This window comes from Methylibium sp. Root1272, assembly GCF_001425905.1.
Lineage (GTDB): Bacteria > Pseudomonadota > Gammaproteobacteria > Burkholderiales > Burkholderiaceae_C > Methylibium.
In genome coordinates this window covers 274526-295122 of the sequence record NZ_LMDY01000001.1, presented here as the reverse complement: position 1 = coordinate 295122, position 20597 = coordinate 274526, and the positions used below count along the sequence as shown (strand labels likewise).

General features: G+C 68.5%; 22 protein-coding genes and 1 tRNA gene. 8 read left to right on the top strand and 15 right to left on the bottom strand.

Annotated features, from left to right (window positions below):
* Positions 1-12: 12 nt before the first annotated feature.
* The 4 genes from ASC67_RS21225 to ASC67_RS01335 all read left to right on the top strand — a co-directional run bounded on the left by ASC67_RS21225 (position 13) and on the right by ASC67_RS01335 (position 3700).
* Positions 13-1320, top strand: coding sequence for a pseudouridine synthase (locus ASC67_RS21225; protein ID WP_056314515.1), 1308 nt, complete (start codon positions 13-15; stop codon positions 1318-1320).
* On the top strand, positions 1317-2297 hold the full coding sequence (gene miaA / locus ASC67_RS01345; RefSeq protein ID WP_056314514.1) for a tRNA (adenosine(37)-N6)-dimethylallyltransferase MiaA: 981 nt from the start codon (positions 1317-1319) through the stop codon (positions 2295-2297). The genes ASC67_RS21225 and miaA overlap by 4 nt, the downstream gene beginning before the upstream one ends.
* The gene (locus tag ASC67_RS01340) at positions 2294-2947 is read left to right on the top strand and encodes an ABC transporter ATP-binding protein (protein WP_164481698.1); all 654 of its coding nucleotides are present in this window, start codon (positions 2294-2296) and stop codon (positions 2945-2947) included. Before miaA ends, ASC67_RS01340 begins: the two co-directional genes overlap by 4 nt.
* Positions 2948-3019: 72 nt before the next feature.
* Entirely contained in the window at positions 3020-3700 is a 681-nt protein-coding gene (locus ASC67_RS01335) for a glutathione S-transferase family protein (RefSeq protein WP_056314513.1), read from the top strand.
* Positions 3701-3715: 15 nt separating this feature from the next.
* On the opposite strand, the gene ASC67_RS01330 is transcribed toward ASC67_RS01335, so the two are convergent.
* From ASC67_RS01330 to ASC67_RS01300, 7 genes are all read right to left on the bottom strand, one after another.
* Complete coding sequence (locus tag ASC67_RS01330) at positions 3716-4102, bottom strand: carboxymuconolactone decarboxylase family protein (protein WP_082535758.1); 387 nt, start codon at positions 4100-4102, stop codon at positions 3716-3718.
* Between the two features lie 35 nt (positions 4103-4137).
* Positions 4138-4860, bottom strand: a complete 723-nt coding sequence (locus tag ASC67_RS01325) for an ABC transporter ATP-binding protein (RefSeq protein ID WP_056314512.1) — start codon at positions 4858-4860, stop codon at positions 4138-4140.
* A complete protein-coding gene (locus tag ASC67_RS01320) occupies positions 4860-5624 on the bottom strand; it encodes an ABC transporter ATP-binding protein (protein ID WP_056314511.1) in 765 nt (254 codons plus the stop codon). The genes ASC67_RS01325 and ASC67_RS01320 overlap by 1 nt, the downstream gene beginning before the upstream one ends.
* 24 nt (positions 5625-5648) lie before the next feature.
* Entirely contained in the window at positions 5649-6917 is a 1269-nt protein-coding gene (locus ASC67_RS01315) for an ABC transporter substrate-binding protein (protein ID WP_056314510.1), read from the bottom strand.
* Between the two features lie 25 nt (positions 6918-6942).
* Positions 6943-8022, bottom strand: a complete 1080-nt coding sequence (locus ASC67_RS01310; RefSeq protein ID WP_082535757.1) for a branched-chain amino acid ABC transporter permease — start codon at positions 8020-8022, stop codon at positions 6943-6945.
* The gene (locus ASC67_RS01305; protein ID WP_056314509.1) at positions 8022-8912 is read right to left on the bottom strand and encodes a branched-chain amino acid ABC transporter permease; all 891 of its coding nucleotides are present in this window, start codon (positions 8910-8912) and stop codon (positions 8022-8024) included. The genes ASC67_RS01310 and ASC67_RS01305 overlap by 1 nt, the downstream gene beginning before the upstream one ends.
* A 174-nt stretch (positions 8913-9086) precedes the next feature.
* Positions 9087-9836 (bottom strand): SDR family oxidoreductase, encoded by a 750-nt coding sequence (locus ASC67_RS01300; protein WP_056315092.1) that lies wholly within the window; start codon positions 9834-9836, stop codon positions 9087-9089.
* A gap of 107 nt (positions 9837-9943) precedes the next feature.
* On the opposite strand from ASC67_RS01300, the gene ASC67_RS01295 reads away from it, so the two are divergent.
* The gene (locus ASC67_RS01295; protein ID WP_056314508.1) at positions 9944-10888 is read left to right on the top strand and encodes an AraC family transcriptional regulator; all 945 of its coding nucleotides are present in this window, start codon (positions 9944-9946) and stop codon (positions 10886-10888) included.
* Positions 10889-11059: 171 nt separating this feature from the next.
* On the opposite strand, the gene ASC67_RS01290 is transcribed toward ASC67_RS01295, so the two are convergent.
* Positions 11060-11809, bottom strand: coding sequence for a hypothetical protein (locus tag ASC67_RS01290; protein WP_056314507.1), 750 nt, complete (start codon positions 11807-11809; stop codon positions 11060-11062).
* A gap of 366 nt (positions 11810-12175) precedes the next feature.
* On the opposite strand from ASC67_RS01290, the gene ASC67_RS01285 reads away from it, so the two are divergent.
* Entirely contained in the window at positions 12176-13180 is a 1005-nt protein-coding gene (locus tag ASC67_RS01285; RefSeq protein WP_056314506.1) for a hypothetical protein, read from the top strand.
* A gap of 147 nt (positions 13181-13327) precedes the next feature.
* Here the strand turns inward: ASC67_RS01285 and ASC67_RS01280 are convergent, their stop codons facing one another.
* The 3 genes from ASC67_RS01280 to ASC67_RS01270 form a co-directional block, all read right to left on the bottom strand.
* The gene (locus ASC67_RS01280; protein ID WP_056314505.1) at positions 13328-13705 is read right to left on the bottom strand and encodes a DUF2513 domain-containing protein; all 378 of its coding nucleotides are present in this window, start codon (positions 13703-13705) and stop codon (positions 13328-13330) included.
* Entirely contained in the window at positions 13702-13986 is a 285-nt protein-coding gene (locus tag ASC67_RS01275; protein WP_056314504.1) for a hypothetical protein, read from the bottom strand. The genes ASC67_RS01280 and ASC67_RS01275 overlap by 4 nt, the downstream gene beginning before the upstream one ends.
* Before the next feature lie 48 nt (positions 13987-14034).
* Positions 14035-14114: transfer RNA gene (locus ASC67_RS01270), tRNA-Leu, on the bottom strand.
* Positions 14115-14338: 224 nt separating this feature from the next.
* Here ASC67_RS01270 and ASC67_RS01265 point away from each other — a divergent pair.
* A complete protein-coding gene (locus ASC67_RS01265) occupies positions 14339-15142 on the top strand; it encodes a 2-keto-4-pentenoate hydratase (protein WP_056314503.1) in 804 nt (267 codons plus the stop codon).
* A 19-nt stretch (positions 15143-15161) separates the two neighbouring features.
* On the opposite strand, the gene ASC67_RS01260 is transcribed toward ASC67_RS01265, so the two are convergent.
* A complete protein-coding gene (locus tag ASC67_RS01260; RefSeq protein ID WP_056314502.1) occupies positions 15162-15800 on the bottom strand; it encodes an FMN-binding negative transcriptional regulator in 639 nt (212 codons plus the stop codon).
* Positions 15801-15839: 39 nt separating this feature from the next.
* Positions 15840-16463, bottom strand: coding sequence for a DJ-1/PfpI family protein (locus ASC67_RS01255; protein ID WP_056314501.1), 624 nt, complete (start codon positions 16461-16463; stop codon positions 15840-15842).
* Positions 16464-16554: 91 nt separating this feature from the next.
* Here ASC67_RS01255 and ASC67_RS01250 point away from each other — a divergent pair, with 91 nt between their 5' ends.
* Positions 16555-17889 carry a PLP-dependent aminotransferase family protein gene (locus tag ASC67_RS01250; RefSeq protein WP_056314500.1) on the top strand — a complete coding sequence of 445 codons (1335 nt, stop codon included), beginning with the start codon at positions 16555-16557 and terminating at the stop codon, positions 17887-17889.
* 67 nt (positions 17890-17956) lie between these two features.
* On the opposite strand, the gene ASC67_RS01245 is transcribed toward ASC67_RS01250, so the two are convergent.
* Positions 17957-19657 (bottom strand): amidohydrolase, encoded by a 1701-nt coding sequence (locus ASC67_RS01245; RefSeq protein WP_156466612.1) that lies wholly within the window; start codon positions 19655-19657, stop codon positions 17957-17959.
* A 163-nt stretch (positions 19658-19820) separates the two neighbouring features.
* A complete protein-coding gene (locus ASC67_RS01240; protein ID WP_056314499.1) occupies positions 19821-20525 on the bottom strand; it encodes a helix-turn-helix domain-containing protein in 705 nt (234 codons plus the stop codon).
* Positions 20526-20597: the final 72 nt, after the last annotated feature.

Genomic DNA, 20597 nt, shown 5'->3' with positions numbered 1-20597 from the left:
ATCGACACCGACATGGCCACCCTCAAGCTCAAGAAGCCGGCGCCCGGCGCGCCCTCCTCCCCCGCGACCGAACGCCGCGCGCCGCTGCGCAGCGGCGGCGTGAAGCCGGCGCGCCCGACACTGGCGCAGGCCGAGGCCGAGCGCGCCCGCCAGCGCGCGGAAAGCACGCCCCCACCGCGGCCCGAGCGGGCCGACGCCCCGCCCCGCGGCGGCCGCACTGCACCCGCCGCGCCCGGCCGCCCGCGCAGCGACACACCGCGCAGCGACGCACCGCGCCCGCCGCCACGCCGCGACACACCGCGCCCGGCACCTCGCGCGGAGACCGGCCGGCCCCCGCGCGACCCCGGCCGGCCCGGTGCCGAACGCTCGCCGCGTGACCCGAACCGCACCTCCGAGCGCCCCGCCTCGCGCGACCCGGCCCGCGGGCCGAGCACCGACCGCCGCCCGCCGCGCGCAGCCGATAGCGGTGCGCCGCGCCCGTCGGCCCGGCCGTCACAGCGCCCACCGCCCCGCTCTGCCCCGGCCCGCGCCGCCAGCGGCGCGCCGACCGAGGCGCTCAACCCGCGCCTCTCCAAGCGCATGAGCGAGCTGGGCCTCGCCTCGCGCCGCGAGGCCGACGAGTGGATCGAACAGGGCTACGTGCGCGTCGACGGCGTGGTGGTCGACCAGCTCGGCGCCCGCGTGCGGCCCGAGCAGCAGATCGCCATCGACCCGCAGGCGAAGCTGGAGCAGGCGCAGCGCGTGACCATCCTGCTGCACAAGCCGCTGGGCTATGTGAGCGGCCAGGCCGAGGACGGCCATGCGCCGGCCTTCACGTTGGTCACCGCCGCCAACCGCTGGGCGAACGACGGCAGCAAGCAGCGCTTCAATGCCAGCCAGCTGAAGCACCTGGTGCCCGCCGGCCGCCTGGACCTCGACTCCACCGGCCTGCTGGTGCTGACGCAGGACGGCCGCGTCGCCAAGCAGCTGATTGGCGAGGACAGCAAGGTCGAGAAGGAGTACGTGGTGCGCGTTTCGTGGACCGCACACCCGGAAGTCACCGCGCTGAACGAGGCCTTCCCGGCCGAGCAGCTGGAGCGCCTGCGCCACGGCCTCGAGCTCGACGGCGAGCGGCTCAAGCCGGCCAAGGTGTCGTGGCAGAACGAGCAGCAGCTGCGCGTGGTGCTGCGCGAGGGCAAGAAACGCCAGATCCGCCGCATGTGCGAGCTGGTAGGCCTGCAGGTGGTGACGCTCAAGCGCATCCGCATCGGCCGCGTGGGCCTGGGCGAGCTGCCGCCGGGGCAGTGGCGTTACCTCGGGCCCTTCGAGTCCTTCCTGTGAGCGCGGCCCCCGCCCCCGCGGGGCTGGAGGCCCTCTGCCTGGCCGGCCCCACCGCCGCCGGCAAGACGGCCGCCGCACTGGCGCTGGCTGCGGCGCTGCCGGTCGAGGTGATCAGCGTCGACTCCGCGCTGGTCTACCGCGGCATGGACATCGGCACCGCCAAGCCCAGCGCCGCCGAGCGCGCGCTCGTGCCGCACCACCTGATCGACCTGATCGAGCCCAGCGCGGCGTACTCGGCCGCGCAGTTCGTCGCCGACGCGCGGCGTGCGATGGGCGAGATCCGCGCCCGCGGGCGGCTGCCGCTGCTGGTGGGCGGCACGATGCTGTACTTCAAGGCGCTGTTCGACGGCATCGACACGCTCCCGCCGGCCGACCCGGCCCTTCGCGCCGCGCTCGACGCCCAGGCCCGCGAACGCGGCTGGCCGGCACTGCACGCCGAGCTGGCCACGGTGGACCCGGCCACGGCCGCGCGGCTGGCGCCGAACGATGCGCAGCGCGTCCAGCGCGCGCTGGAGGTGTGGCGCGCCACCGGCCAACCGCTGTCGAGCTTTCACAGCGGTCGCTTCGACTTGGCCCCCGCCGCCCCGCCCCACACTGCGCTGATCTCGCTGGAGCCCACCGATCGCGGCTGGCTGCACGCCCGCATCGGCGAGCGCTTCGCGGCCATGCTGCAGGCCGGGCTGCTGGACGAGGTGCGCCGCCTGCGCGCGCGCGGCGACCTGCACGCCGAGCTGCCGTCGATGCGCTGCGTGGGCTACCGTCAGGCCTGGGCCGCACTCGACGCCGGTGACCCGCCCGACTTGAAGACGCTGCAGGAGCAAGGTGCCGCCGCGACGCGCCAGCTCGCCAAGCGCCAGCTCACGTGGCTGCGATCGATGCCATGGCGGCACGCGGTGGCCTGCGACGCGGCCGACGCCACCGCACAAGTGGTGGCGCTGGCGCGGCGGCTGGCTCACGAGAGCGAGACCGCGGCATGAGCCTGCTCGCCATCGACGGCCTGACCAAGCGCTACGGCGACAGCACCGTGTTCGAGCATGTGTCGCTGCGCGTCGAGGCGGGCGAGTTCGTCGCGCTGCTCGGCGAATCGGGCGTCGGCAAGTCGACGCTCCTCAACGCCATCGCCGGGCTGGACACGGTGGACGCCGGCCGCGTGCTGCTGGACGGCGACGACGTGACTGCCCTGCCCGAGCGCGCGCTGGCGCTGCTGCGGCGCGCGAAGCTCGGCTTCGTATTCCAGGCCTTCCACGTGCTGCCGCACCTGAGCGTGGCCGACAACGTGGCGCTGCCGTTGCTGCTGCTGGGCGCGCCCGACCCGGCGCGCGTGCAGTCGGTGCTGGCCGCCGTGGGGCTGGCCGGCCTGGGCGAGCGCCTGCCGCAACAACTGTCGGGCGGCCAGTTGCAGCGCGTGGCGATCGCGCGCGCGGTGGTGCACCGTCCGCGGCTGATCCTGGCCGACGAGCCGACCGGCAACCTCGACCCCAGCACCGCCGAGCGCGTGATGGACCTGCTGGCGAGCGAGGTGCGGCAGGAGGGTACGGCCTGCGTGCTGGTCACGCATTCCACCGCCGCCGCGGCGCGCGCCGACCGCGTGCTGCGCCTGACACCGGGCGGATTGCAGACGGCCTGAACGTCGACGCCGGCCGTCCACCCGAAGCCCCAGACCTCTCGATCGGCTCTCGATCAGCAAGCGAGTCTCACGATGATCACGCTGTACCACTGCATGAGCGCGCGCTCGTTCCGTCCGCTGTGGATGCTGGAGGAACTGGGGCTGCCCTACGAGCTGCGGATGCTGCCGTTTCCGCCCCGCGTGACCGCGCGCGCCTACCTCGACCTCAACCCGCTGGGCACGGTGCCCCTGATGATCGACGGCAGCACGCGCATGACCGAGTCGGCCGCGATCTGCCAGTACCTTTGTGCGGTGAGCGGCACCACGCCATTGGCGGTGGAGCCGGGCGATCCGGCCTACGGCGCCTACCTGAACCACCTGCACTTCGGCGAGGCCACGCTGACCTTCCCGCAGACGCTGGTGCTGCGCTACACGCGCTTCGAGCCCGAAGACCGGCGCCAGCCCGTCGTCGCGGAAGACTATGCCAGGTGGTTCCTGGCCAGGCTGCGCACGCTGGAGCCGCTGCTGACCCAAGAGGATTACCTGTGTGCCGGCCGCTTCACGGCCGCGGATGTCTCGGTCGGCTATGCGCTGCTGCTGGCGCAGCACCTCGGACTCGCTCCGCGCTTCACGCCCGCGGTGAAGGCCTACTGGGAGCGCCTGCAGCTTCGCGACGCCTACCGCCGCGCCCTGCAGTCTCAGGAGGCGGCAGCGAGGCTGCAAGGCGTGTCCATCGTGCCGGCGCCGGACACGCTGCCGGCCGCGAAGGCCTAGGGCGACGCTGCGGTCTCAACCGCAGGGGTTCTCCGCCACGGCTTTCTGCGGGTCGGCCGCGAACTCGTTGAAGGCGCCGATCGCACGACCGGCGTAGGTGATCGCGGCCCCGGCGTTCATCGCCACGGCCACGCCCAGCGCCTCGGCCACTTCGGCACGCGTCGCCCCCAGCACCTGGGCCTTGGCGATGTGGTTGAGGATGCACAGCTCCGACCGCGTGGTCACCGCGACCGCGATGCAGATCAGCTCGCGGGTCTTGGCGCCCAGGTGGTCGGTTGCCGCACCGGCAGCGTGGAGCTGCCGGTAGCCGGCCAGGGTGCCGGGGGCGATGCTGCCGAAGGTTTCCAGGTGGCCGAGTCCGTCGTCCAGGCTGGATTGCCAACAGGTGTCGTTGTTGCTCATCTCGTCCTCCTTCGCTTTCTTTCGGTTGGTTCTTCTCAGTGGTGGTGGCTGCGGGCGATGCCCAGATAACGGCTCTGCAGGGCCTCGTCCTCGAGCAGCTGGCTGGCGGGCAGGACGGCGGCGATACGGCCGTTGACCATCACGGTCACCGAATCCGCCACCGCCGTCGCGACACGCAGGTTCTGCTCGATCAGCAGCAGGCCGATGCCGTCGGTGGCGAGGTGGCGCAGGATCTCGACCAGGTGGTCGACGATCACCGGCGCCAGGCCCTCCGACGGCTCGTCCATGATGACCAGGCGCGGGTTCATCAGCAGCGCGCGCGCGATCGCCAGCATCTGCTGCTCGCCGCCCGACAGTTGCGATCCGCCGTTGCGGCGCCGCTCGGCCAGGCGCGGAAAGCTCTCGTACACGCGATCGAGGGTCCACGCGGCCGACGGGGACTGCGCCTTGCGGCGCGGCGCGACCAGCGACAGGTGCTCGTCGACGCTGAGCGAGGGGAACACCCGGCGGCCCTGCGGGACGATGGCGATGCCCGACCGCGCCACGCGGCGCGCGCCCAGGCCTTCGACACGGCGGCCGTCGAGACGGATCTCGCCGGCGCTCGCGTCGGTCAGTCCCATGATCGCCTGGCACAGCGTGGTCTTGCCCATGCCGTTGCGGCCGACGACCGCCAGCGGCGCGTCCCCCATCGTCAGCGACACGCCGTGCAGGATCTGCGCCGGCCCGTAGTGGACGTTCAGGTCGCGGACGGACAGCATCAGTGGCCTCCTCTCGCGCCGCCGCCGAGGTAGATGGCCCGCACCACCGGGTGGTCGCTGACGACGTCGGGCGTGCTCTCGACCGCCACTTCGCCGTCCTTCATCACCGTCACCCGGTCGGCCACCGGCAGCGCGATGTCCATGTCGTGCTCGATCAGCACCAGCGACAGCGACCTCGGCAGTTCCTGCAGCAGGCGCAGCAGTTCGGGCCGCTCGGCCGGCGACAGGCCCGCACCCGGTTCGTCGAGCATCAGCAGGCGTGGCTTGCCGGCCAGCGCCATGCCGACCTCGAGCTGCCGGCGCTGGCCGTGCGACAGCTCGCGCGCCTTGCGGTCCAGCAGGTGGTCCAGACGCACGCGCTCGGCCACTTCCCGGGCGGCCGCGCGATGGACATCGCCCTTGCGCGAGCGCAGCAGCGAGAAGCGTCCGGCGCGTGCCCCGCGCACCGCGAGATAGAGGTTGTCGCGCACGCTGAGCCCGTCGAGCAGCAAGGAGTTCTGGTAGGTGCGGCCGATGCCGACGCGGGTGCGCTGGTGGGCCGGCAAATGCGTGATGTCCTCGCCGAACAGCACGACCTTGCCACGGGTCGGAGCGAAGTCCCCGCAGACCAGGTTGAACAGGGTCGTCTTGCCGGCGCCGTTCGGGCCGAGGATGGCGCGCCGCTCGCCCGTAGCCACCTCGAGCGAGACGTCCTGCACCGCCTGCACGGCGCCGAACCGGCGGCTGACCCGATCGAGGGTGATCGCAGGCGGAGAGGCTGTCATGTGGACTCTTTCGCGTCGCGGCGCTCAGGCGCCGACGTTGCCGGGGTTGTTGCGCGACGGCGAGCCCAGCGCCAGGTAGTCCTTCTCCGGAATGCCCAGGGTCTGGTTGACGTCGCTCACGTTGCGGAACACCACGGTCTGCAGGCGGCCCTCCTTCTCTTCCACCTTGTTCAGGAAGTTGTCGGAGATGGCCTGGCGGTTGTGGTCCAGGCGCACACGGGCATCGATGCGGTTGCGGAAATCCAGTCCGGTCAGCGCCTTGCGGAAGGCCGCCTGGTTGCCCGTCAGGTCACCGTCCACCGCCTTGAGCGCGAGCAGGATGGCCTGCAGGTTCACCGTGTAGGCGAAGCCCAGGCTGGACGGCGACGGGAAGCCGCCCTGGCCCTGCCAGCGCTTGCGGTAGCGCGCCACGAAGTCCTTCCAGGCCGGGTTGTCGTAGTAGTCGCCGATGGGGCCGGCCGACACGATGCCGTTCAACACCTGGCGATGCGGACCGCGCGCCGACAGCAACGTCTGGTCGGCGAGGATGGTGCCGCCCACCAGCGGCAGCGCGCCGCCGGCCTGCGCGTACTGCGTGAGGAAGGCCAGGCCGTCCGAGCCGCCGTAGAACACCGCCAGGCCATGCGAGGACTTGGGGATCTGCGCGATCAGCGACGAATAGTCGGAGGTGCCGAACGGCGACCACAGGTAGTTGATCTTGCCGCCGGCCTTGCTGTACTCGAGGCTGAAGCCGAACACCTGCGCATAGGTGAAGGCGTAGTCCGACGCCACCACGGTGATCTCGTTGAGCTTCAGCACTTCCTTGACGTAGCGGCCGAGGCCGGCCACCCACTGCGTCCCGTCGGTGTTGAAGCGGAAGAAGTTGGGCGCAGGATTGCGCAGCGTCGTGTCCGCCGCCGCCGAAGAGCCGTTGATGAAGGTGAGGTTCGGGACGGTGCGAGCGTAGTCGCGCACGGCAATGCCCTCGGCGCCCGACAGCGGCCCGAGCACGATGTCGACCTTGTCCTGTTCCACCAGCTTGCGGGTACGCGCCAGCGCGATGTCGGGCTGGGCGTTCGACGATTCGCGGATCCACTCGATGCGGCGCCCACCGATCTTGTAGTCCACCTCCTCCAGCAGCAGTTGCACCAGGCGGTAGGCATCCTGGCCGCTGGTGGCCAGCGGCCCTTCCAGCGAAGCCAGAGTGCCCAGGCGGATGGGCGTGTCGGCCTTCACGTGCGGTGCGAACAGCGTGGTGCCGGCCAGGCTGGCGGAGGCGCCCAGGAAGCGGCGTCGATTGAGTGAGTTGTTCATGTCTGTACTCTCGGTTTGTTGTCGATCAGGAATCGGTGGAGGGATGGGCCGGCGATACCAGCGCCTCCCGCTTGTGGCCGCTGTGCTTCCACGCGGTGCTGCCGAGTGCGGCCAGCCGCTGCGCCAGCTCGCGACCCCGCGCCACCAGTCCGACCACGCCGTCGGGCGAGACCAGCACGATGACCAGGAACACGAAGCCGATCAGGGTGTTGAAGCGGTCGCGGTCGTAGATCGACGCGGAAAAGGTGTCGACCAGCGTGAAGATCAGCGCGCCGAGGAAGGCGCCGACCGGATGGCCGAGGCCGCCTATGACCGCCATGATCAGGATGCTGATCGTGGCGTGCGTGGACACCTGCCCGGGCGAGATGCCGATGTTGTAGATGGTGCTGAGGATGCCGCCGCAGCCGGCGATCAGGCCGGCCACGCCGAACGCGGCGATGCGGTGCAGCGCCACGTGGTAGCCCAGCGCGGACATGCGTCGGGCGTTGTCGCGGATGCCCTGCAGCACCAGGCCGAAGGGGCTGCCCACCACGTACAGCACTGCGCCGTACAGCAGCGCGGCGGTAGCCAGCGTCACGGCATGGAAGACCTGCGGGTCGCGGAACGGCAGGCCCAGGATCTGCGGCCCGAGCACGTTGCGGATGCCTTCGTAGCCGTTCAGGTATTCCAGGTTGGTCTGCACGCCGTAATAGAAGCTCACCGCGGTCGCCAGCGTGATCATCAGCAGGTAGATCTCGCGGGTGCGCACCGCGATGGCGCCGACGATCAGGCCGGCCACGGTCGACGCCAGCAGCGCGAGCGGCACCGCCGCCGCATAGGACAGCGACAGGCCCAGTCGGTTGGCCGGGATGGCCTCGGGCACCGTGATGGCGATGGTGTAGCCGGCGATGCCGGCGATGGCCATCTGCGCCAGCGAGACGAAGCCGCCGTAGTGCGCCAGGAAGGTCAGCGACAGCGCGATGATTCCGTAGATGAGCGCGCGGTCGATGATGTTGGTGAGCCAGAACTCGGGGAACACGGCCGGCGCGAAAGCCAGCGCCGCGAGCACGGCGCCCGTCGCAATAGCCGCCGCGCGACGCGGGTTCGGAGAGGAGGACGCGGCCATCACAGCTTGCGACCCAGCAGGCCCTGCGGTCGCACGGCCAGCACGCCGACCATCAGCAGCAGGGTGAGGATGACCGAGTAGGTGGGGATCAGGGCCTGGCCGAACTGCTCCGCCAGCCCCACCAGCACCGCACCGAGGGCGGTGCCGCCGATCGAGCCCAGCCCGCCCACGATGACCACCACCAGCGAGGTCAGCAGGAACTGCACGTCCTTGCCCTGGCCGAAGGGCTGCGCCGTTCCACCGACCACACCGCCCAGCCCGGCCAACGCGGCGCCCAGTGCGAACACGGCGATCGCCACCAGCGGCACGTTCACGCCGCAGGCCGTGAGCATGGCGCGGTCGTCGACGCCGGCGCGGATGACGGCTCCGAGCCGCGTGCGCTGCAGCAGCAGCCACAGTGCCAGCGCCACGCCGATCGCCAGCGCCGCCTGGAACAGGCGGAAGGTCGGGTACTTCCCGCCCTGCACCCCGGGCAGCAGCGTCGAGGTGAACAGAATGTCGGGCGGGAAGAACTGTTGGCTGTCACCACCGAACACCGCGAGGATCTGGTCCGCCGCGATGATCGACAGGCCGATCGTCACCAGCGTCTGGCGCATCTCCTGGCCCTGCATCCAGCCGAGGAAAACCCACTGCAGCAGCACGCCGGCCACCGCGGCGGCCAGGATGCCGGCCCCCATGCCCACCACCCACGCATAGGACAGGCCCGCGTCGTAGAGCGGGTTGTAGACGGTGATGCCCGCGTAGGCGCCGATCAGGTACAGCGACCCGTGCGCCATGTTCACCGTGCGCATCAGGCCGAAGGTGAGCGAGAAGCCCGACGCCACGATGAAGTAGAGCGCGCCGACCGTCAGGCCGTTCAACGCGACGGTGAGGAACATCTCGAGGGACATCACACACGCACCGCCGTTGTGTGTTCCGTCCGCGCACGCCGCCGATGCCGCGCGACGCTGCTGCCCTCTTCCATCATTGTTTTGACTCCCACTCCGAAGAGCGGAAGCCTATTTGCCGTGTGGCGCCACAACAAACATTCCTTTCATATATCGATGTTCAGGAAACGCATGCGGTCACCGGGCCGCTGCGAGCGCCACCGCGTCCGGCCCGGCCGGGTAGCGCATCGGCCCCGTGGCGTCGTTCGCCGCCTGCCAGACGGCCTCGGCCACGTCGGCCGGCGTGGTGGTCAGCGGGGCGCCGACGAACTGCGCGAAGACGCCTTGCGCGTAGGTTGCATAGGGCTCGGTGACGAGCCCCTGCATGCGCGTCTGCCCGTTGGACGCGAACTGCGTCATGGGGCCGTAGCCGGGCTCGACGAGCTTCACCCGGATGCCGAACGCCTGGAGTTCAAGCGCGAGCGAGGCGGTGAACCCTTCGATGGCGGTCTTGCTGGCGGTGTAGGCCGACACCAGCGGCATCGGGGCCAGCACCGCGCTCGATGTGACGTTGACGATGGTCCCCGCCCCGCGCGCACGGAAACGCGGGATGACGGCCTGGCACAGGGCCATCACGCCGAAGGTGTTGGTCTCGAAGACCTCGCGCACGGTGGCCATGGGCGTGGCCTCGAACGCGCCGAACAGGCCGATGCCGGCGTTGTTGACCACCACGTCGATCGGGCCGCAGGCATCCAGCGCACGGGCGATGCTGTGAGGTTCGGTCACGTCGAGCGCCAGGACCTGCAGCTTGCTCGACATGGGGAAGCCGACCTCCCGCGGGGTGCGCATCGTGGCGACCACCCGCCAGCCCTGCGCAAGAAAATGGCGCGCGGTCTCGAGGCCGTAGCCGGACGAACAACCGGTGATCAATGCTGTCTTCGTCTTCATCATCATCATTCGACTCCAGGGTTTGGTTGACTCAGAGAGAACGATAGGCCACGATCTCAGGACGAACTACGCCCTGTCGTCCTGATGTTTTTAGCCATCGTCCTGTCATGAACGATCCACTGTCCGAAGTGGTCCGGCTGCTGCGCCCGCGCGCCGTGGTGGCCAACCTGATCAGCGGCAAGGGGCGCTGGGCCGTGCGCTACACCGAGTACGGCCTGCCCAGCTTCTGCATCGTGCTGGAAGGCAGCAGCCTGCTGGCCGTGGACGGGCATGCGCCGATCACGATCCAGGCGGGCGACTTCGTCCTGCTGCCGACCACGCCCGGCTTCACGCTCTCGAGCCACGAGCCGGCGTCGCCGGTGCACCTGGACCCGCGACAGGCCGCAGCCGCCAGGGGCGAACTGCGCTACGGCGAACGACGCGGCCGCCCGGACATGCGTTCGCTGGGCGGCGCCTTCGCGTTCGACGGGGCCGATGCCAGCCTGCTGGTGTCGCTGCTGCCACGCGTGGTGCATGTGCAGGGGTCGACCCGGCTGGCGCGGCTGGTGCAGATGGTGGGCGAGGAATCCGCGGCACCGCAGCCCGGCGGTGAGTTCATTCGGTCGCGGCTGGTGGAGATGATGCTCGTGGAAGCGATGCGCAGCTCGGCGGCGACCGGGGGCGCACCGCCCGGGCTGCTGCGCGGGCTGGGCGACGAGCGACTGGCGCGCGCACTCAAGCAACTGCACGCCCGTGTGGACCGCGCCTGGAGCGTGGCCCAGCTGGCCAAGACCGCGGCCCTGTCCCGTTCCGCGTTCTACGAGCGCTTCACGCGCGCGGTGGGCCTGGCACCGATGGCCTACCTGCTCGCCTGGCGCATGGAGATCGCCAAGGAGCTGTTGCTCCGCGATCACCGTTTGGCGGTGTCAGACGTGGCCGAGCGCGTGGGCTACGGCTCCACCAGCAGCTTCAGTGTGGCCTTCGGCAGGCATGTGGGGATGCCGCCGACTCGGTATGCGCGGACGGGGCGGGCAAGTGGTGACCCGTCTCGGCGGTCCTCGCCTGAAAGCTGAAGCTGTCGTTCTGCCCCAGATGTCGAATGACCGCGTTCGACCCTGAAGAGACATCCGCTGCTCTGATCCCGGTGCCGCAAAGCGGTCGGCCGGACACCAAACAGGCGGGAACAATCTGCGCTGCCTCCAGCCAGTTCCCGGACTGGGCACTGTCGTAGCCTCCGCTTAACCCTAGCCGCCCAAGCGTGCGTCGGCAAAGAAGTAGTGCAACGCCAGAGGCTCAAGCATTGGGGCCTCAAAGCGTGTCGCGTCCATGAGCTTGTCGCCAACTCCGCTCGTCGTCATGAAGGCTCGCAAGCCGAGCGCGAGGCAATCGGTCACGCCGCTTAGCAGTCGGCCCAAGTCTTCCACCATTTGCTCAAGCCCCTTGAAGGGCTCATCCGCATTGACGTGACGCATCGCTGGCAGAGCGGCGGTCATCTCCGCCCAGTGGAAGTACGTGTCGCCGTATCGCCTGCCCGTCCAGATGTAGGCGTCCTCGCACATTGAGTCTTCCAGGCCCGGAGCCCATTGGTTGGCGTTCATATAGTGGAAGCCGCCCTTGTTGCGAATCCAGCCGAGCCATTCGAGCCCGTCATGCTGCGCCAGCACCTCGTCCCATCTTTGGTTTAGCCCGTCCACTTTGCCGAAGTAGTCGGTACGCAGCACCTCATTGACCGACGCCTTTCGCAAGGCATCTTCATGCAATGCCTCGTAGACCTTCGCGGAAAGCAGGCGAACCAGAAACAGCGTCACGCCAACCGCCGCGTCTTCCTGCGGCCCAGGACGACCGGGCGCTCTGCGACTGATGTGGATCCACTTCTGCAACAGCATCAGCTCATTGAAAATATGCCCGACTAAGGCAAACACGTAGCGCCTCCGTGGCTCGAGCGCGCGCAGCGCATCTGCCGACAGTGAAAGATGTTGAACTTCAGCTTGCATGGCTCATCCTTGCATCGCGTGCCAGCGCCATTCTCGCCGCCTACAACTTGCCAGCCTCACACATCCGGCTTGACCCAGGTGTGCGCTGTCGCAGGTGCAGGGGGCCGGATGCAGGCGAGAGCGATGCAGCTAGGGACTCCAAAAGCTGCTTGTCGCCAGCACGCTCTCTTGGCGGATTACCAGTTGGCCGGGATTTCTTACTGCTGGCACTCGAGCAAGGAAGCAGTGCGGTAGCGGCCCTGCAAGCAGCCGGCAAGCGCGAGGGCACAGCTGTGCCCGACCGCGAACTGGGGAACCGGGCACAGGCGGCGAAACTTGCTTACCGCCACGATGGTTGGGCGCATTACGTTGGCGAAACGAGGCACCATGCTCCGACTTCAGTTCGTTCTCTTTCAAGCCGACGAAGCGGCGAAGATGCTTCGTGCTGGCGCAGTACCAAGGCTGCGGACGGCACTCCTCCTGTTGGACAACTGCACGGAGGTTCTTCTCGACCGCTGGATCGAAGATCGGCTAGCGCACGAGGGCATGCAGCGGCAGATCAAGAACCGCGCTGTCGAAGCAGGTATCCCCACGGATCACCCGCATTTCGCCGACCTTTTCGTGGAGACATTCCTTACGGCCGCCGACGCGTCCAGGGTCGCCAGATACTTCAACGAGAAGCTCACGTTCGCGTCCGAGCGCTGCGTACTCGCGCCGACTGTTGCGTCTGTGCTGTCTCACATTCATCGATACAGGAACGAGAGCTACCACGGAGGCCGTGTGAGGCCCGGCATTCTTCGCACAACCGTCGCGATCCAGATTCACCTTGTTTGTGACCTCGTCCGAACGCTCAAGCTGGGCTCCGCGGGGTACAACTCGAAGCAGGACTTCTCGTGGCTCAATGAACGCTTCGGCATTCGCAGCCCATCTGCGCTATGGGAAGAACGCGAGATGGAACGGGTTCTGGCTGAGATTCGGGGCGCTGCCGATGTTGATACCGAGGCCGTGCATGCTGCTTTGGCCGAGAACCTCGAAGAACGCATTGAAGCCCTGGATCAGACGATCGAGTTTCTGGTTGACGAGACGCGTGTCGAGAAGACGCCTGATGCCGTCATTGCCGCCGCGCAGACGTTCACCCTGAAGAGGCTAAGTCGCGAGGTCGCCTATCCTCCGCCACCACGTGGGCTCGACAAAGCTCTTGATAGTTCGGTGATCGATCGCGTCCGCCGCATTCCCGACGTGCTCCGGAATCCGTCGGACCGCCTCAAGGTCTTCGACGTATTCGCCGAAGCGGACGCGACGCTAGACCGAACAGAGTACGTGCTCGACCAGCTTGCAATGGCTGTAGACCGAGTTATCCAGCTCGAGATTGATCGAGCGCGCGGCAAGTGACAGCCGGCGCCTGCACGGCTGCGCCGCTGGTGATCAGCAGGAATCGCCCTGAGCAGCCGCGGAGCAGTCCGCCCCAGCGCGCCAACGATCGACGGGTAGGGCTCGGTAGCCCGGCGGGGCCTGCAAGTGCAACGCGCTTCAGGTCAACTATTGCGCGCCCTGCTTGAGCACGTAGTCCAGCGCGACCTTGCCGATGGCCTTCACCGCATCGAACGTCAACTCGATGCCCTTCTCCTTGGCGGTCGTCTTGATGCGCTCCCACACTGCCCTACTGCGCAACGTGTCGAGCAGGTCGTGCCCCTTCCAAGTCAACTCGGGCGACATGATCGCCGGCCCCGACAACGTGCCCGCTTCAATTGCCTCGATGAAGCCGGCCTTCCACAGCAACAGAGCATGCTCGCTCTTAGCGGGGTCGTCGCCAGCGCGCTCGTCACCGAGGCCGTAGCCGAACGTATTGCGCTCCTGCTCGGACAGTGCCTCTACTTCGATCAGCACTTCACGGATCACATCCCAGTCGCGCTTCACGTCTTCTTTCCCACCAGAACCAAGCCGTCGCGCGCGACCAGCCTGCGACGTGTGCGGGCCGATCTGTCGAGCTCGAACATCACCTCATACCCGTCGAGCTTGAGGCTCTCGATGCGATCCGGCCGCGACCAACAGAGCTTGTACCCGTTGGCCTCCGCAGATTTGTCAAAGCCCGACTTCTGAACCCACGGTAGATCGACCAGCTTGTCTTCTTCCTTCCACTCGTGATGCTCCTTGAGGTCCTTGCCGATCTCGTACAGGAAGCCAAGCAAGTCGATCATGGCTGGTGCTCGTGGAGGTGACGGCGGCGGTAGGCGCGAGGACGTCGGTGGGCGAGGCGGGACTTGAACCCGCAGGTCTTCCAGCCCTGGATTCTAGGTCCCATGCGGCTCCCGATTACGCCACTCGCGCGTTGGGTCGACGAAGCTGCCCAAGTGACCGCGAGCCGGGTGTGATCACTCGAGCGCCGCCAGCTGACCAGTTGGCGTTATCGGGACCGAGACGACTCGGTGCGATGCCGGTTAGCTGCCCTTGGCCACAGACTGCAACTGGCCGACATCTGACCTCCAACAGTGGCCTTCCGTGCCCGCCCACCCCTCTGGCAACATCCTGGCGTTATCCCCAGGAACCCCCATGCCCTGCAGCGCCCACGACGCCGCCTATTTGCTCTGGACCTGCCGCCAGTCGGGCACCGTCATCGACGCCTTGCCCGCTGCGCTGCGCCCCGGCGACGCCGTCGCCGGCCATGCGATCCAGGCCGCGCTGGCGGAGGTGGCCGGTCGGCCGGTGGTCGGCTGGAAGATCGCGGCCACCAGCGCGGCCGGGCAGGCGCACATCCAGGTCGATGGCCCGCTGCCGGGGCGCATCCTGAGCAGCTTCGTCTACCCGATCGGCGCGACGCTGTCGCTCGCGGGCAACCACATGCGGGTGGTCGAGCCCGAGTTCGCGTTCCGCATGGGCTCTGCGCTGCCGCCGCGCGCCACGCCGTACGCCGTCGATGAAGTGATGGCGGCCGTCGCGTCGCTGCACCCGGCTTTCGAGTTGCCCGATTCGCGCTTCGCCGACTTCGCTCGCGCCGGCAAGGCCCAGTTGATTGCCGACGATGCCTGCTGCGGCCGCTTCGCGTTCGGGCCGGCGGTGGCGCCGTCGGCGTGGCGCACGGCCGATCTGGCAGCGCATGGCGTGCAGGCCACGGTCCACGGGAGCGATGGCAGCGTGCGCTACACGCGCCGCGGCGAAGGGCGCGCCCTGCTCGGCGATCCGCGCACCGCGCTCACCTGGCTGGCCAACGAACTGTGCTCGCTCGGCATCGGCCTGCGAGCGGGCGACTGGGCCTCGTGCGGGACCTGCATGGTGCCGCTGGAGGTGCAGCCTGGCGACCGCGTCGTGGCCGATTACGGCCGCTTCGGCGCGATCGAGATCGGGGTGTCCGGCTAGAGCGGCCTGCGGCTCCGGCTCACGCGGGCGGTCCGGCGGCCCGCATCGCCTCGCCGAGCTCGCTGTCGCCCTGCCCGATCAGGGCCTGCGCCGCGCTCAGGCGATCGCGCGCCTCACGGTTCTGGCTGAGCTTGAACTTGCCCACCAGGCGCGCCACCGTGATCTCGATGCCCACGATGGATTTCAGCATCGCGTCGATGTAGTCCTGCGGCGCATCACCCATCTTCCACGGGCTGGGCTGCCCGGCCTCGTGCTGGCGCGTGAGCCGCGCCACCAGGCCCCGCACGTAGCGCTCGTCGTCGCGCACCGTGATGGGCCCATGCGCGTGGACCACCCGGTAGTTCCACGTGGGCACCTGCTTGTGCGCCTCGTGCTTGCTGGGGTACCAGTTGGGGGAGATGTAGGCATCGTGGGCACGGAACACCACCAGCACCTCATCGCCATTGGCCACGCTCTGCCACAGCGGGTTGTTGCGGGCCACGTGGGCGCGCAGCACGCCGTGCGCGCCCAGGCCTGCATCGGCATCCAGCTCGAACGGCACATGGTTCGCGTCGAGGCCCTCACTGCCGTGGGTGACCAGCATGCCCAACGGGTGCCTTGCGATCAGGTCGTGCAGGGCCTCGGGCCGCTGCTCCTCGAAATGGCGGGGCAAATACATCGTGGCTCCCTGTGGTCTCGGGTCACTGGCGTTCGATGCTCACGCGGCCACCCGTTCGGCACCCGCAAGATAGGGCCCGATGTTGCGCATCGCCTGCGACACATAGGCCTCCTTCTCGCCCACCGGCGCCACGTAATGGAGGGCGCTCTCGGCCGCGGCCACACCCTCCAGGCGCGCGATGACCCACGCCGCCAGGTAGGCCGAGGCCAGGCAACCGCCCGCGGTAGCGATGTTGCCTCGGGCGAAGAAGGGCTGGTTCAGCACGTCGACGCCGGCCTCCTGGACCCACGGCTTCGTGATCAGGTCGGTACAGGCGGGCACGCGGTCCAGCAGGCCCAGCCTGGCCAGCACGAGCGTGCCGGAGCATTGAGCGCCCAGCAGCTGCCGGGTCGGGTCGAGCTGCTTCAGCTGCGCCATCAGCGCGGCATCGGCGATGACCTCGCGGGTCTGCATGCCGCTGCCCACGATCACGGCGTCGGCCGCCATGGCGTCCTGCAGCGAGGCCTGGGCCTCGATGACCACGCCGTTCATCGAACGGACCTTGGCGGCGGGGCTGGCGATCGACACGCGCCAGCCGGGCTGCTTCACGCGGTTGAGGATGCCGAGGGCGATCAACGAGTCGAGCTCGTTGTAGCCCTCGAAGGTGAGGATGGCGATGTGCATGGGTTCCCCTCTGGCCGGGTGCAATGTGGGCGCCATGCTAGACGCGTGAATCAATACAATCAAATAATTGTCATGCATACAAGCTCCCTCCATGGCCCAGGCTCGGTACAAGCAGGTCGTCGACCGGTTCGCCGCTGAGATCCGCGCCGGGCATCTGCGGCCCGGCACCCGCCTGCCCACGCACCGGCAGCTCGCCGCCGACGAGGGCCTGGCGCTGGTGACGGCCAGCCGCGTCTACGCCGAGCTGGCGGCCATGGGTCTGGTGAGCGGCGAGGCAGGCCGCGGCAGCTTCGTCAAGGAAACGGCGGTGCCGCGCGGCCAGGGCGTGGACCAGCACGCGGTGGCGGCCGACATGCTGGACCTGAGCTTCAACTACCCGGCGCTGCCGGGGCAGGCCGAGCTGCTGCGGGGCGCGTTGCGCCAGCTGGCCGCTGCCGGTGACCTGGAGGCCCTGCTGCGCTACCAGCCGCACGGCGGGCGCCCGCACGAGCGCGCCTCCGTGGCGCGGCACCTGGCGCGCCGTGGGCTCGCGGTGCCGGGCGAGCAGGTGATGCTGGTCGACGGCGCGCAGCACGGACTGGCCACCACCGTGATGGCGCTGCTGCAGCCCGGCGACGTGGTAGCGGTCGACGCCCTCACCTACCCCGGCTTCAAGCTGCTCGCCGAGGCCCACCGCCTGGAACTGGTGGCCGTGCCCGCCGGCACCGAGGGCCCCGACCCGGACGCGCTGGCGGCGCTGTGCAAGCGCCGCCGGGTCAAGGCGCTGTACGCCATGCCGACGATGCACAACCCGCTGGGCTGGGTGATGAGCGCGAGCCGCCGACGCGCCCTGGTGGCGGTGGTACGGCGGCACGGGCTGCTCGTCATCGAAGACGCCGCCTATGCCTTCCTGGTGGAGAAGGCACCGCCGCCGCTGGCGGCGCTGGCGCCGGAGAGCACGGTCTACGTGTCGGGCTTCTCCAAGAGTGTGGCGACCGGCCTGCGCGTGGGATGCGTGGCCGCACCGCCGCAGTGGGTGGGCCGGATCGAGCGCGCGATCCGCGCCACCACCTGGAACACGCCCGGCGTGATGACTGCCATCACCTGCGGCTGGCTCGACGACGGCACGGTGGACCGGCTGGAAGCCGGCAAGCGCCAGGACGCGCGCGCACGCCAGCAACTCGCAGCGCAGGTGCTGGGCTCACTGCGGCGCGTGAGCCATCCTGCGTCCTACTTCGTGTGGCTGCCGCTCGCCGAGGAGGTGCGCGCCGACCAGGTGGCCGCGGCGCTGATGCGCGAGCGCATTTCGGTATCCACGGCCGAGCCCTTCGCCACGTCGGCCCAGGTGCCGCATGCCATCCGGCTGGCGCTGGGCTCGGTGGGCTTCGACACGCTGCGGGAGGCGCTGGAGAAGGTGGCGGAAGTGATCGCGGCGCGCACGTTCTGATTGAAGCGCTGAGCTATCGCGAGGATGTGTTTCGGGCCCGCGACGCGTCGTCGCAGATACAAGTTGTTCACGGGGCTCGGTAGATGGTCTTCCCATCCTTGATGGTCTCAAGAACCTTGATGTCCTTGATAGCCATCGACTTGACCTTCAACGGGCTGGCGCTAAGCACCACGAGGTCGGCGCGCTTGCCGACTTCGACCGACCCTTTACTGTCCTCTTCGCGATATTGACGCGCAGCGTCGATCGTGATCGCTCTCAGAGCCTGGAGTGGCGTGACCCGCTCTTCCGGCCCAACAATGCGACCGCTTCGGGCCACGCGGTTTACAGCCGTCCAGACCGTCATCATCTGGTCGATGGGAACAACAAATGCGTCCGTGTGATTGGTCGGACGCAGTCCCATCGCCGCCGCTGATTTCATGGGGCTGATGACCGACGCCTGCTTGAGGCCACGATTCTTCACATGGGTATCGGCGAAGAAGAAGGTATGGTCGGTGAACAGCGCCGGGACAATGCCATACGCCTTGAGCTTGGCGAGTTGATCGCGCCGCACGAACTGACAATGGATGCACACCGTGCGTCGGTCCGCTGCGAGATCGCCATTGCCGACGGCCTTCTCGTGCGCCTCTATCAGGAAGTCGATGGCGGCGTCGCCGTTGGCGTGGAAGAGCACTTGAAGGTTGTTGTCGTAGCACTTCTTGGTGCCGGCGAGCATGGCATCGATCGGAAGGCCGGGCTCTCCTTTCCAATTCGCCTCTCCGCTCGGACCACCCGTCAGGTACGGCGTGGTGAACCAGGCTGTCTTTCCCTGCGGGGAACCATCGGGCGTGAGCTTGCAGCCCCCAAGCTTCAGACCCTTGTTGTACTTGCCGAATGACGCTGGTGGGTTGCTCTCCAGAACCTTGTCCAGGTCCAGAATGAAGGCGTAGCTCACCACGTCGATGAAGAGTCCGCCCTGCGCGGCAATGCGCTTGAGTTGCTCCACTTGATTGGCGTGTGTCGCACCTTCTTGCGCGGTTGTCACGCCAGCGGCGGCGTAGAGCATCTGGCCTGCTTTCGCGGCCGCCAGTTCGTCCTCCGGCAACGGCAGGGCGGAGAACATCGGCAGGTAGGCCGTCTCCATGACCAGGCCTTGCAGTTCCTGGGTGCCAGGCTTGCGCAAGATGACGCCGCCAGCAGGCGTCTCCATGCCGTCCTTGTAGCCGAACTTGTCGAACGCCTTGGAATTCAGCACGGCCCCATGCATCGAGACATGGATGACGGCTACGGGATTGTCTGGAAAGGCTTGGTCGAGCGCCACTCGTGTCAGCGGCCGGTCCTTCGGCATCAGGTTCTCGTCGTACCCGTAGCCCAGGAGCATTTCATCGGTCTTCAGGGATCGCGCTTTCGCGGCCTTGAGCAAGGTCGCAACGATTTCATCGGCGCTCTTGGCGGGCCCGACGGGCGGCGCGGAAACGTTGACGCGATCAGCGAGTGACAGGGAATCGATGAAGTGGCTGTGCGGGTCTATGAAACCCGGCAGCATGGTGCGTCCTGCAAGGTCGCGAAGCTCGGTGGCCGGACCGCGCTCGGCTCTCAGCACGGCATCCGACTTGCCGACCCTGACGATTCTGCCGTCCTTGACGGCTACGGCCTCGGCGAAGGGTGCCCCGTCATTCATGGTGACGATGGAACCACCATGCCAGATTGTGTCGGCATCCGCCGCCCTCGCCGGGCTCACATTGAGCGACACAAGAAGTAGCGCGGAAGATATCGCTTCAATCCATCGCATAAAGCCTCTTCGATGTTCTCTCGCCGATGGACGCGCGTGGTGGGTGTTCAGATCGATTGGCAGTATAGGTTTCCACCTCGCCCCAGGTGCCCCGCGCCTCCGGCCGACGCTGGGACAGGTGGGCTCCGGCACGCCTCGGCCACCTGATCTCGACCGGGGGGTTTCACACCGGCCGCAGCGGGCCCGGCCTGCGCTCGCGCCGCGTCGACGCGAAGGCGCTGGTGCCCAGCCACCGCCACAAGTCGTGTGCGTCGCGCTTCGCGCCGTCCACACGGATCTCGCGCGACTCGAGGGCCTGTTGAGGGGTGAGGTCACCGGCCCACACTTCGGTCAGGGCACGCACCGACGCATCCACCACGAGCGTGAGCTCGCGCCCCGGGTCGTCGCGGCACAGATCGGCCACGCCGTCCTCGACGACCAGCCACCAGGCGCGCTCGCGCGTCCGGGCGTCTCGCAGCTGGAAGTGGATGACCACGGGCCGGCTCGGGAACTCCGGGAGGCACACGAAGCGGCGCACGTCCCACATGAGCAGGCCGGCGTCCAGCTCCTCATCGCGCAGGCGGCTGCCGATCCACCGCGCGCCCCAATGGCCCAGCGCCATGACGACGGGGCGAAGCTCCTCGCCCGCCTCGGTGAGGCTGTACTCCCAGACCTTGCCCACGGCATTGCGGCGCACGATGCCGAACTCCTCGAGCCGATGCAGCCGCTGCGCCAGCAGGCTCGTGGACATGCGCGGCACGCCGCGATGCAGGTCATTGAAGCGCTTGCTGCCGCACAACAACTCGCGCACGACCAGCGGAGTCCATCGCTCGCACAAGGCCTCGGCGCCCCTTGCGACGGTGCAGAACTGACCATAGGTGTTGTCCATCGCATCGTCTCCGGAGCGCAAACGCTTCAGATTCTGGACTGGTCCGGGTGCCAAGTCATGCGCATGCTCTCC

Coding starts and splice junctions, on each gene's coding strand:
- ASC67_RS01290 (WP_056314507.1), bottom strand. CDS start 11,809: ATGCAAGCTGAAGTTCAACATCTTTCACTGTCGGCAGATGCGCTGCGC.
- ASC67_RS01275 (WP_056314504.1), bottom strand. CDS start 13,986: ATGATCGACTTGCTTGGCTTCCTGTACGAGATCGGCAAGGACCTCAAG.
- ASC67_RS01315 (WP_056314510.1), bottom strand. CDS start 6,917: ATGAACAACTCACTCAATCGACGCCGCTTCCTGGGCGCCTCCGCCAGC.
- ASC67_RS01325 (WP_056314512.1), bottom strand. CDS start 4,860: ATGCTGTCCGTCCGCGACCTGAACGTCCACTACGGGCCGGCGCAGATC.
- ASC67_RS01330 (WP_082535758.1), bottom strand. CDS start 4,102: ATGAGCAACAACGACACCTGTTGGCAATCCAGCCTGGACGACGGACTC.
- ASC67_RS01335 (WP_056314513.1), top strand. CDS start 3,020: ATGATCACGCTGTACCACTGCATGAGCGCGCGCTCGTTCCGTCCGCTG.
- ASC67_RS01310 (WP_082535757.1), bottom strand. CDS start 8,022: ATGGCCGCGTCCTCCTCTCCGAACCCGCGTCGCGCGGCGGCTATTGCG.
- ASC67_RS01340 (WP_164481698.1), top strand. CDS start 2,294: ATGAGCCTGCTCGCCATCGACGGCCTGACCAAGCGCTACGGCGACAGC.
- ASC67_RS01265 (WP_056314503.1), top strand. CDS start 14,339: ATGCCCTGCAGCGCCCACGACGCCGCCTATTTGCTCTGGACCTGCCGC.
- ASC67_RS01250 (WP_056314500.1), top strand. CDS start 16,555: ATGGCCCAGGCTCGGTACAAGCAGGTCGTCGACCGGTTCGCCGCTGAG.
- ASC67_RS01300 (WP_056315092.1), bottom strand. CDS start 9,836: ATGAAGACGAAGACAGCATTGATCACCGGTTGTTCGTCCGGCTACGGC.
- ASC67_RS01320 (WP_056314511.1), bottom strand. CDS start 5,624: ATGACAGCCTCTCCGCCTGCGATCACCCTCGATCGGGTCAGCCGCCGG.
- ASC67_RS01245 (WP_156466612.1), bottom strand. CDS start 19,657: ATGCGATGGATTGAAGCGATATCTTCCGCGCTACTTCTTGTGTCGCTC.
- ASC67_RS01295 (WP_056314508.1), top strand. CDS start 9,944: ATGAACGATCCACTGTCCGAAGTGGTCCGGCTGCTGCGCCCGCGCGCC.
- ASC67_RS01240 (WP_056314499.1), bottom strand. CDS start 20,525: ATGGACAACACCTATGGTCAGTTCTGCACCGTCGCAAGGGGCGCCGAG.
- ASC67_RS01305 (WP_056314509.1), bottom strand. CDS start 8,912: ATGTCCCTCGAGATGTTCCTCACCGTCGCGTTGAACGGCCTGACGGTC.
- ASC67_RS01260 (WP_056314502.1), bottom strand. CDS start 15,800: ATGTATTTGCCCCGCCATTTCGAGGAGCAGCGGCCCGAGGCCCTGCAC.
- ASC67_RS21225 (WP_056314515.1), top strand. CDS start 13: ATGGCCACCCTCAAGCTCAAGAAGCCGGCGCCCGGCGCGCCCTCCTCC.
- ASC67_RS01255 (WP_056314501.1), bottom strand. CDS start 16,463: ATGCACATCGCCATCCTCACCTTCGAGGGCTACAACGAGCTCGACTCG.
- ASC67_RS01285 (WP_056314506.1), top strand. CDS start 12,176: ATGCTCCGACTTCAGTTCGTTCTCTTTCAAGCCGACGAAGCGGCGAAG.